The 10,635-nt window shown below is 65.8% G+C and carries 8 protein-coding genes; all 8 read right to left on the bottom strand.

Going from position 1 to position 10,635, the window contains the following annotated elements; all coding sequences use genetic code 11:
- Window positions 1–1,408: ATP-binding cassette domain-containing protein (locus tag VW23_RS16350; protein ID WP_069910615.1), on the bottom strand; the 1,408-nt coding region annotated here is incomplete at its 3' end.
- 326 nt (window positions 1,409–1,734) lie between these two features.
- The gene (locus tag VW23_RS16345) at window positions 1,735–3,363 is read right to left on the bottom strand and encodes an MFS transporter (RefSeq protein WP_069910614.1); all 1,629 of its coding nucleotides are present in this window, start codon (window positions 3,361–3,363) and stop codon (window positions 1,735–1,737) included.
- 13 nt (window positions 3,364–3,376) lie between these two features.
- Window positions 3,377–4,885, bottom strand: a complete 1,509-nt coding sequence (locus tag VW23_RS16340; RefSeq protein WP_069910613.1) for a carboxypeptidase M32 — start codon at window positions 4,883–4,885, stop codon at window positions 3,377–3,379.
- A gap of 1,355 nt (window positions 4,886–6,240) precedes the next feature.
- Entirely contained in the window at window positions 6,241–6,867 is a 627-nt protein-coding gene (locus VW23_RS16330; RefSeq protein ID WP_069910611.1) for a hypothetical protein, read from the bottom strand.
- Between the two features lie 252 nt (window positions 6,868–7,119).
- Window positions 7,120–7,851 carry a flagellar basal body L-ring protein FlgH gene (gene flgH, locus VW23_RS16325; protein ID WP_425285213.1) on the bottom strand — a complete coding sequence of 244 codons (732 nt, stop codon included), beginning with the start codon at window positions 7,849–7,851 and terminating at the stop codon, window positions 7,120–7,122.
- 29 nt (window positions 7,852–7,880) lie between these two features.
- Entirely contained in the window at window positions 7,881–8,828 is a 948-nt protein-coding gene (flgA, locus tag VW23_RS16320) for a flagellar basal body P-ring formation chaperone FlgA (RefSeq protein ID WP_069910609.1), read from the bottom strand.
- Window positions 8,829–8,842: 14 nt separating this feature from the next.
- Window positions 8,843–9,628 carry a flagellar basal-body rod protein FlgG gene (gene flgG, locus VW23_RS16315; RefSeq protein ID WP_069910608.1) on the bottom strand — a complete coding sequence of 262 codons (786 nt, stop codon included), beginning with the start codon at window positions 9,626–9,628 and terminating at the stop codon, window positions 8,843–8,845.
- 14 nt (window positions 9,629–9,642) lie between these two features.
- Window positions 9,643–10,380 carry a flagellar basal-body rod protein FlgF gene (flgF, locus tag VW23_RS16310; protein ID WP_069910607.1) on the bottom strand — a complete coding sequence of 246 codons (738 nt, stop codon included), beginning with the start codon at window positions 10,378–10,380 and terminating at the stop codon, window positions 9,643–9,645.
- Window positions 10,381–10,635: the final 255 nt, after the last annotated feature.

Genomic DNA, 10,635 nt, shown 5'->3' with positions numbered 1-10,635 from the left:
CGCTGCCGATGGTGCAGGCGTGGCCGGCGCGCAGCATGTCGCCGCCACTGAGCTGCCCGACCGGTTTCAGCGCAGCGTCGGCACGGAACATGAAGCGGGCGAGCGCCGAGCGCGCCGTGGTCTCGCCGTCCTCGGGGTTGAGGCGCAGGTAGTTCGCGCGAATGGTCTGGCTCGGATCGAGCAGGCTGACCTCCTGGTCGAGCAAGGCATGGCGGCGCGCGATGCGCACCGCGCCGCTCTCTGGGGCGAGGGCGCCGGTGATCAGCCGGAGCAGGGTGGTCTTGCCGGAGCCATTGGGGCCAGTGATCGCCACCCGCTCGGGGCCAGTGATGACGAGGCTCAGGTTCCGGATCACCGGCTGTTCCGGCAGCGGGCCGCCGGTGAGCCGATCGAGCTGCAGCACCGTGGTGCCATTGGCGAGGCGGCTCGGCTCGAGCTTCACCGCCATGGGCTGCAGCACCTCGACCTCGGCCTTGGCGGCGGCGAGCGCCGTGCTGGCCGAGGCGCGGCGCCGTTCACTGAGTTTGGCCTGCTCGCCGCTGGTGTTCTCCGCGTTCATCTTCATGCCGCCCAGCATGATGCGCGGGGTATCGCCCTTGGCCGCCTTGCGGGCGCCCGCGCCATCCTTCTTGGCCTTGCGCTCACGCAGCAGCTGCGTCTTGCGGTCGAGCTCGCCGAGGGTGCGTTCGGCACTGGCGAGGCCCTGCTCGGCGGCAGCCAGCTCGATGGCCTTGCGCTCCTGGTAGAGGTCCCAGTTGCCACCATAGGTGCGGGCGCCGAGCGTCGTGAGCTCGACAATGGCGTCCATCTCGCGCAGCAAGGCCCGATCATGGCTGACGACGATGGCGCCGCCGCGCCAGCGCTTCAGCAGCTCGGTGACGGCCGTCCGGCCATCACGGTCGAGGTTGTTGGTGGGCTCGTCGAGCAGCAGTATATCAGGTTGCTCGATCAGCAGCGCCGCCAGCGACAGGCGGGTGCGCTGGCCACCGCTCAGCGTCGCGGTGGGACGATCGAGCGCGAGTGATGGCAAGCCGACATCGGCGAGGGCGGTCCCGATCTTTGCCGGCAGCAGCCAGTCGGCCGCTTCGGCATCCTCGAGTGAGCCGGTGCCGGCTTCGAGCCGATCGAGCCGGGCCAGTTCTGCGGCGCAGCCTAGCGCATCGGCGACACTGGCGTCGGAGCGCTGCACCGTTTGTCGCAAGACGCCAAGCGTGCCGGAGACGACAATCTCGCCGCTGGACGGCATGAGTTCGCCGAGCAGCAGTTTCAGCAGCGTGGTCTTGCCGGTGCCGTTGCGGCCGATCAGGCCGGTGCGAACCGGACCGAAGGAAAGATCGAGATCTGAGAAGAGGGTGACGCCATCAGGCGTCTTGTAGCTCACCGCTTTGAGCGAAATAGAACCGGGCATAGTTGGACTCCGGGTGACGGATCAGGGTGGTTTGATCGGTCATGCGGATATCCATGGGGACCTGCCGGTTGGTGCTGCGGATGGGCGGAAAATAGGGATGATCGCTGAGATGTCAACCTTGGTGGCCGGCTTACCCCGACTGATAGAGACGGCCCCCCCGGCCTCCCCCATATGGGGGAGGTGAAGAGTCGAGGCTCTGTCTCGATCGTGCCAAGCACTCGATGAGGCACCTCCCCCTTCATGGGGGAGGATGGGAGGGGGCCATCTGCCGCAGTCAGTCGCTCATCCTTGCGCCCAATCCGGAGACGCGATGGCGCTCACGATCATCACGGCGGGTCGATTGTCCGGTTGGCGGCAATCGCCGCGAACCAGTTCGGTGGGCGTTCGATCATCCGGCGCACCACCGGGCGTTCCGGGCCCTGGTGCAGGTTGCGCAGTTTCTCGCCGATCACCTCGTCGGCATGGGTCAGCCGCTGGTTGTGCCGGGCATACTCGGTCCAGGTCGGGCTCTTGTAGCTTTCGATCCAGACGTCGGTCTCACTGAGGTCGCGGCGAAGCACCCATTCGCGCGCGCCATCACGCATCCGCACCCGCTTGCGATCGGCCATGACGCGCAGGAACTCGCGCACATCCTGCGGGCGGATCTTGTATTCGATGCTGATGACGATCGGCCCGGAGCGCGGCTCGATCGGCAGCGCGATCTGCGGTTCCTGCCAGCGGTTGGCGGGGTCGAGGTCGAGCATGACGCGCGGCGGGATCGACAGCAGCAGCCCGACTCCGGCGCCGACGACGAGGGCGATCGCCGAAGCGACCAGCGCATTGCTGACGCCGAACTCTTCGCCGGCAACGCCCCATAACCAACTGCCGGCGGCGAGGCCGGCAAAGGTGGCGGTCTGGTAGAGCGACAGCGAACGGCCGACCACCCAGCGCGGGGTCGAGAGCTGCACGGTGACGTTGAACAGGGTCAGGGCCAGCACCCAGCAGGCGCCGCCGAGCATCAGGGCGACGCCGGTCAGCCAGGGCGACGGGCTGAGGCCGGTGACCGCGGCGCAGATGGCAAAGCCGATAAAGGCCAGCCGAACGATGGCTTCGCTGGAGAACTGTTCGGCCAGCCGGGCACTGATCAGCGCGCCGCCAACCGCGCCGAGGCCGAAGGCGCCGAGCAACAGGCCATAGACCAAGGGGCCACCGCCGGGGATCTGGCTCGCCACCACCGGCAGCAGCGCCAGCACCGAGCTGGCAGTGAGGCCGAAGATGAAGCTCCGCACCAAGACTTTGCCCAGTTGCGGCGACAGCGCCATGTAGCGGACACCGGCGAACATCGCCGCGCCGACCGCCTCGCGCGGCAGGCCGGCCGGGGCCGGGGCCGGCTTCCAGCGCAGCAGCACGAACAATAGCCCGAGGTAGCTGACGAGGTTGACCGCGAACGCCGCCGCGGCGCCGGCCACCGCGACGATGATGCCGCCCACGGCGGGGCCGAGGCTACGCGACAGGTTGAAGCCGATGGAGTTGAGCGCCACCGCCGAGCCGACGCTCGAGCGCGGCACCAGGTCACCCACCGAGGCCTGCCAGGATGGGTTGTTGAGCGCCGTGCCGCAGCCGATGAGGAAGGTGAAGGTCAGCAGCAGCCACGGGGTGATCAACCCGAGCAGCGCGCTGAGGGTCAGGAGCGCCGAGACCGCCAGCATGAAGACCTGCGCCACCAGCATCACCCGGCGGCGCGGGAAATTGTCGGCGATGGCGCCGCCGAGCAGCGAGAACAGCATGATCGGCAGCGAGGTAGAGGCCTGGACCAGCGCCACCAGGTCGACCGAGTTGGTCAGCGCCGTCATCATCCAGGCGGCGCCGACGCCCTGGATCAGGGCGCCGAAACTCGAGACGAGGTTCGCCACCCAAATGTTGCGGAAGGTCCCGTGCTGCAGTGGCTGCAGGACCGATGGTCGATCCTTGGCCATGGCTTACCCCCGATCAGCTGAGGTAACGGCGCGCCAGGTGCTCCTGGAAGTGCTTGGAGTTCAGCTTCTCGCCGGTGGCGCGCTGCAACAGCTCGGGCGTCGAGTACTTGCTCGCCTGGCTCCAGATGTTCTCCCGCCGCCAGTCGTTGATGCCGACGAAGCGGCCATTGCGCATGTCCTCGCGGGCGTTCGGCTGGTCGCGCTCGATGGCGCTCCAGAGCTGCGCCGCGATGATGGCGCCCAGGGTGTAGCTGGGGAAGTAGCCGATGGCGCCCGACGGCCAGTGCACGTCCTGCATCGGGCCATCCTTCATGTTGTCGATGGTCGAGAGCCCCAGATACTCCCGCATCTTGGCGTCCCAGGCCGCCGGCACGTCCTTGGGCGCCAGCTTGCCGCTGATCAGGTCCTGCTCCAGCTCGAAGCGGAGGATGACGTGCAGTGGGTAGGTGGCCTCGTCGGCATCGACGCGGATCAGGCCGCGCTCGATGAAGTGGACATGCGCCAGCACGTCCTCGAGGTCCCAGCCGGCAATGGCCTCTGCGCCGAGCTTTTCGCGCACATGCGGCATGGCCCACTCCCAGAACTCGGGCGAGCGGGCGATCTGCTTTTCGACGAACAGGCTCTGGCTCTCGTGCATCGCCATGCCGCGGGCGCGACCGACAGGCCAGTGCGTCCATTCCTTGGGCAGGCCCTGCTCGTAGAGGCCGTGGCCGGTCTCGTGCAGGATACCCATCAGTGAGGTCAAAAACTCGCCCTCGGTGTAGCGGGTGGTCATGCGGATATCGGTGGGCACGCCACCGCAGAACGGGTGGTGCGAGACGTCGAGGCGGCCATGCTCGAAGTCGAAGCCGACGGCCTCCATCATCACGAGGCCCAGCGCCTTCTGCTTGTCGATGGCGAACGGGGCGTTCAGCGGCTTCAGCGGGCGCCGAGCGAGCTTTGCTTCCTGGTGCGCCAGGGCCGCCGGGACAAAATCCTTGAGGAAGGTTTTCAGGTCGTTGAGCACCGGCGCCACCTCGGCGACGCGGTTGCCGGGGTCGTACTGCTCCATCAACGCGTCATAGGGGGACAGGCCGAGCACGTCGGCGCGCAGCTGCGCTTCTTCGCGGGCGGTGGCGACGAGCCCTTCGAAGGCCGGCAGGAAGCCGGCCCAGTCGCCGGTGGGCCTGAGCTCGCGCCAGAGCTGCTCGGCCCGGATGCGGGCGTTCACTTGCTTGCGGACGAAATCGGCCGAGAGGCAGGTCATGTTGGTATGGACGCGGCGGAACTCACGAATGGCGAGGCTCTGCATCTCGTCGAGCGGCTCGGCCTCGGCATCGCCGAGCCAGTCACCAACCTCCGGCGCGGTGGCCATCTCGTGGTACATGCCGGCCAAAGTCGACATGGTCTCGGCGCGCTTTTCGCCGCCACCCACCGGCATCATCACCGCCTCGTCGACGCCCAGCATCGACTGCGCATGCTCGATGGCTTCCAGCTTGCGGCTCAGCGCATCGAGTTTGGAGAAGGCGGAATTGGCGGACATGGTTGGCCTCTTGAGTGAGCAGCAACCGCAGCGGGTCGAACACCCACCGGGTCATTCCCGCGAACGCGGGAACCTCTGTTTAGGATGTCGCCGCTGGCAAGAAAACAGGGATTCCCGCTTTGGCCGGGAATGACCCGGTGTTTGGTTTACCAAATGGGATCAACAGGAAAGGGCGCAGTCGAGGCGGCTGCCCCCTACGGTCAGTGGCGATTGCGGTTGCCTGAGCCGAGGATGATGCGCTTCCGCTCAAGGTGGCGGCGGCCCGCTTCAGCAAACACCCCGATACCGTTCGGGGATGGTATCGGGAATACGGGATCGGCCGGCAGGCGCTCATGGGCGGGCCGCCCGAAATCTCGCTCCTAGCGCGGAGCGCTCTCACTCACGACGATTGCGGGTCATTATGCGAGGGGACTTAGATCGGGCACCGAACGTCCACCCGTGCCTTTTGCCGCTGACCGAAGGGTAGTTCGACCAGACCGCGGTACACGAGCGTGCAACCATCTGAGACCGTCACCGATTGCCCAGGTCGGAGGCGATGTGTCTTTCCGTCGACGTAGAACGGCGTGGTTACCGAACTGGCGTCGCCCACGCCAATTGTGGTGCCTCGTTGAGTGTCGAAGGAGTCGTCCTGAAACACCTCGATCGATTTGGTAGTTGGCGAGCTGGGTATGGCTGGAGGCGTGGAAAGCCGACCACCCTGCAAAGTACCCACCTGTTGCCTCACAATCTCTCGGATCGTGTCCTCAGAGATTGATTCCCCATCGCGACCTGCTGTCCCTGGTGTCCCCGCTTGTCCGGGCACCCCAGCCGCGCCATCCTGGCCGGGCGGCCCGCGCAACTCGTCCAGGGCGACGAGATCGCTCCAACCTGTATCGCCCACAAGCCGCCACTGCAGGTGTGTTGTTGTGCTTCTCATTTCGAGGCTGCGCCCTGGCGGTCCGTCTGCCCCGACGGTCGTGGCACGGCTTTCTAGCTCGGCGATTTTCACAGCCTGGTCTTGCACGAGCCTCTGAATATCTTGGATATCTCTGAAAAAATTCGCGGCAAAGAAAGGGATCACGACAATTGCGCTCAGGGCTCCAAGTATGGCCCCCGCGCGCAATACGAGCCGCTCAACTCCCTTCGGTTGGTGTGAACTTATGTCGCTCATGTGCTCCCCCTTGGGGCAGTAAAACCGAAAAGATGCGACCTTCGCAATATATCATCAGTAACTATCGTTCTGCGGCCAGTTGCTCTGACGATGTGGCGTGGTCCCTCGAGACAAGTGTCAGTAAGGATTGATGTTTCGGTCCCTTGCAAGGGGGAAGGGGCGCAGCCGGGGTGACTGCGCCCTGCCGATGGCGACGATCGCAGGCCTAGAGCGCGGCGCGGCAGACGACCCGCACCTGGTAGGCGGAGTTGTCGAGGTGGCTGTAACCGCCCTGGGCAGAGTCGTGATCGCCCTGCTTGTTGTTCCTCTTGGTATCCGCGTAGGCGGCGAAGCCGATGAAGGCGAGGGCGGTGGTCTTGCGGTCGTTCGACAGCACCTGGGCCTTGGTCATGCCCTCGGCGATCTTCTCCTTCATCAGGTTGTCACAGGCGGTCTTCGGGGTGGTCATCCAGGAGAGGCTCCCTGGCTTGGCGTGAACCTCGAGGCTCTTGCCGTAGACGTCCCAGCCTTCGGAGCGGCCGACATTCTTCTCGAACAAGCTGTTGTTCTTGCCGATGCCGTAAATCTGGACCTTCCAGACGCGGTTCTGGCCGGCCGCCTTGGCGAAGACGCGGACCATATACTTGTGCGCCTTCTGCTCCGAGCCGGTGTAGCCAGAGGCCCGGGAGTCGACATAGATCGGCTCCATGTCGATGCCTTCGGCGACGATATCGACCTTGGCCATGTTGCTGCCGGCGTGGGCAGGGGTGGTTGCCGCGAGCGGCGCTGCAACTGCGATCGCGATCGGCAGTGAAAGCAGAGCCAGGCGGCGGGTAAGTCTTGTGACGTTCATGGTAGTTACTTTCGTTCAGTGAAGTGAGACTGACAAAAGCCTGCGCCGATCCGCCTAAACCGTCACTGAATTCGCCGTTCACCTGGCTAAGCGATTGTCTTTGAATGGGGAAAGGGCGCAGCCGGGGAGATTGCGCCCTCTGGGGCGGGTTCTGTTCTGGAACCGGCCGAGGCTGACGGCACCAATGGGGGATTGTGCCGCCAGCGATGGGGAAGGGGGCCGGAGGAGGCGCCCGAGGCGCCTCCGCCAGGCTTAGAAGGGGAGGATCGCGTCGGCGATCTGCTGGCCGTAGCGGGGTTGCTGGACCTGGGTGATCTGGCCGCGGCCGCCGTAGGAGATACGGGCTTCGGCGATCTTGGACGAGGGGATGGTGTTGTCGGCGTGGATATCCTCGGGGCGCACGATGCCGGCGACGATCAGTTCGCGCACCTCGAAGTTGACGCGCACTTCCTGCCGGCCCTCGATCACCAGGTTGCCGTTGGGCAGCACCTGCACGACGACGGCGGCGACCTGGGTGGCGAGGCTTTCCTTGCGGTTCACCGAGCCCGAGCCGCCATCGGTCATATCGCCCGAGGTGGTGATCTTGCCCGAGGCCTGCACATCGGCCAGCGGCACCTTGCCGCCGAAGATCGAGCCGAGCACGCCGCCGACGCTGCCTTCCGACGACGAGGTGCGCTCGCGATCGGTGGAGTTCGAGATCTTGGCGCTGTCGTCGATGGTCACCATCACCGTCAGGATGTCGCCGATCTTGTGGGCGCGCTGATCCTTGAAGAAGCCGCGGGCCTCGTTGGAGAACAGCGAGTTGGGCTGGTACGAGGCGACCACCGGTTCGGGCATCGGCATCTGCACCGGGCGATAGCCGGCCTGGGCGGTCGGGTCGGAGATGGCGGTCAGGCGCGGCTGCTGGCCGACCGAAGCGAGCTGATCCATGGTCGAGCACCCGGCGAGGAGGGCGGTGAGCGCGAGGGTAGCGAAGAGTTTCATCGGGTGCATTTTCATTGTCCTTTCGCCCGTCACAGTCCGGCGACCTGAAGCTTGGCGGCGGCGGTGGTGATCTCCACCGCGCCATTGGCGGTCGCGACGCCGTTGAGGATTTTCCGCGATACGCTGTTCATCACCTGCACCGGCTGGCCGGTGGCGGCGTCGCCAAGCGATTGGCCGACCACGGTCAGGGTCATCGGGCCGGTACGGAGCAGCACGGTGACCTCGGTATTGCGGCGCACCGCCAGCGGCTCGGTGACATCGGCGGCCTTCAGCATGACGCCGGCGCGCGAGTTGCGGCGGAGCTGCTTGCCGACGAGGTCGTTGAGGTTCTCGACGCCGGACTGGTCGGCGAAGGCGAGCGAGACGCGTTTCATTTCGATATCGGCCGGGCTCAGCACGGCGCCGGCCTTCAGCGAGGCGGCGAGGTGCGGCACTTCGACCAGGAGGTCGATGCTGCCGGAGACGTCGACCGGCAGGTCCATGCCGGCGACCTGGAAGCGGGCGGCAAAGCTCGCCGCACCCGGCTGGTAGCGCAGCGCCAGCAGCGTCACCGGGGTCTCGACTGCCTCGGCATTGTAGCTGAGCGACGGATTGTCGAAGCGGGTATGAAGCTCGCCGCCTTGCGGGAGCAGGCCGCGAACCGCGAGGTCGGCGGAGATGAGGCCGGAGAGGACGGTCGTATCGACCACCGTCGCACGGCGCTCGACGCGGACGCTGAGCAGGCCCTCCTGGCTGTAATCGGTAAGCCCGGCCTTCCTGGCAGCAGCGCGCACCGCGTCGAGGCTGACGATACCAGTGGTGCCGGGCTCGGGGGCGCGGAACAGAGCGCGCTCGGCGAGGAGGCCGGCATCGGAGAACATGTCGCCGACGGTGATGACCGGGTGGTTGACCGAGACGTCCGCCTTGAGCACCGGCGCCGCCAGTGCGGTGGAGGTGGCGAAGGCCAGGAGCAGGGCAGGGAGGATGAATTTGTGCATCTAGCTTCTCCTGATCAGCGCAACTGGCTGGCCGACTGCATCATCTCGTCGGCGCCGGAGATGACACGGGCGTTCATCTCGTAGGCGCGCTGAGCGGCAATCAGGTCGGCGATTTCGGTGACGGAGTTGACGTTACTGGCTTCGAGATATTCCTGCAGCAGGTCGCCCATGCCGTCCTGGTTCGGCGTGCCGATCTGCGCCGGGCCGCTCGAGGCGGTCTCGACGAACAGGTTGTTGCCGGCTGAGGAAAGGCCGGCCTTGTTGACGAAGCGCGCCAGCTGCAACTGCCCGACCGTGGTCGGAGTGGTGTCGTTATCGAGGAACACCTCGACCGTGCCATCTGGGCTGATCGATACCGAGTTGGCATTGCCGGGAATGGTGATGCCGGGCTGGATCTCGTAGCCGTCGACATTGACCAGCTGGCCCTCGGGGCTGCGCTCGAACGAGCCGTCACGGGTGTAGCCGGTGCGGCCGTCGGGCATCTGTACGACGAAGAAGCCTTCGCCACGGATGGCGAGGTCGAGTTCCTTCTCGGTCGGGGCGACAGTGCCCTGGCTCATGACGCGCGGCGTCGCGGCGGTGCGCACGCCGGAGCCGACCTCGATGCCGACCGGCGCCATGGTGCCGGTCTCGGAGGTGGTGCTGCCGGCCTGGCGCTGGACCTGGTAGAGCAGATCCTGGAACTCGGCACGCGCCCGCTTGTAGCCGGTGGTGCGCATGTTCGCGATATTGTTGGAAATGACTTCGACGTTGCGTTCCTGGGCGGCCATGCCGGTCGAAGCGATGTAGAGGGCTTTCATCTTATCTGCTCCGATCAGCCGTTGAGGTTGCCGAGTTTCTGGATCGCCGTGCGGCGCTGGTCGTCCTGCTTGGAGATCAGCGAGGCGGCGCTCTCGTAGGCGCGCTGGACGCGGATCATCTCGGTCATCTCGCCGACGCCGTTGACGTTGGATTTCTCGATCGAGCCCTGCAGCACCCGGGTTTCAGTCGCTTCGATCGGGTCGGTCCCGGCCCAGAGGTTGCTGCCTTCGCGGGTGGTCGACTGCGGATCGGCGAACTCGACGAGGCGCAGGCGCCCCTTCTGGCCGGCGCTGGAGGAGACCGAACCGTCTTCAGCGATCATGATGTCGGTTTCGCCGGCGGCGAACTGGATCGGCCCGCCATTGCCGAGCACCGGGTTGCCGTTGAGATCGACCAGCGTGCCGCTGGTATCGATGGCGAGTGAGCCGGACCGGGTGTAGCGCTCGCCGGCGGTGGTCTCGACGGCGAGGAAGCCGTCGCCCTGCAGTGCCACATCCAGCGGGTTGCCGGTCTCTACCAACGCGCCGCCGGACATGTCGTGAATGGTGGTCCAGTCGTCGGTGTAGCTGAGGGACTGATCAAGCGTCGGGAAGTCGCGATCCCGGGCGACCGGCATCAGGTACTCCTCGAACAACAGCTGTTCGGATTTGAATCCTGTCGTGTTGATGTTGGCGATGTTGTTCGCCACCACATCCATCTGCCGCTGCAAGGCGATCTGCCGCGACAATCCGATGAGCTGCGCATTTTCCATGGCGCCGAAGTCCCCGTTACGTCCCCGAACCGTCCGACCTCCCCAGGCCGTCAGGCTCGCCATTAACACTGCAGCAACCATGCCAAGTCGCAATATCAAGCAAAATCAATGCGTTAGAGTTGGGTGCGGCCCGGCATGAGCTGCCGCTCGGCAGGACGCGTGGCAAAAACTGCCCGGCAATTTGTGCCGGGTTGAGGCGGTTCGTAACCAATCGTTAACCCTCGGGCGATTAGCTCGATCCTGACTGGAATCGTC

Source organism: Devosia insulae DS-56 (genome assembly GCF_000970465.2).
In the GTDB taxonomy this organism is placed as follows: Bacteria; Pseudomonadota; Alphaproteobacteria; order Rhizobiales; family Devosiaceae; genus Devosia_A; species Devosia_A insulae.
This window is presented reverse-complemented; position numbering and strand designations above follow the sequence as displayed.

Bases quoted from the DNA above. Each gene is read 5' to 3' on its own strand.
- VW23_RS16345 (WP_069910614.1), bottom strand. From the start codon at position 3,363: ATGGCCAAGGATCGACCATCGGTCCTGCAGCCACTGCAGCACGGGACC.
- VW23_RS16340 (WP_069910613.1), bottom strand. From the start codon at position 4,885: ATGTCCGCCAATTCCGCCTTCTCCAAACTCGATGCGCTGAGCCGCAAG.
- VW23_RS16330 (WP_069910611.1), bottom strand. From the start codon at position 6,867: ATGAACGTCACAAGACTTACCCGCCGCCTGGCTCTGCTTTCACTGCCG.
- flgH (WP_425285213.1), bottom strand. From the start codon at position 7,851: ATGAAACTCTTCGCTACCCTCGCGCTCACCGCCCTCCTCGCCGGGTGC.
- flgA (WP_069910609.1), bottom strand. From the start codon at position 8,828: ATGCACAAATTCATCCTCCCTGCCCTGCTCCTGGCCTTCGCCACCTCC.
- flgG (WP_069910608.1), bottom strand. From the start codon at position 9,628: ATGAAAGCCCTCTACATCGCTTCGACCGGCATGGCCGCCCAGGAACGC.
- flgF (WP_069910607.1), bottom strand. From the start codon at position 10,380: ATGGAAAATGCGCAGCTCATCGGATTGTCGCGGCAGATCGCCTTGCAG.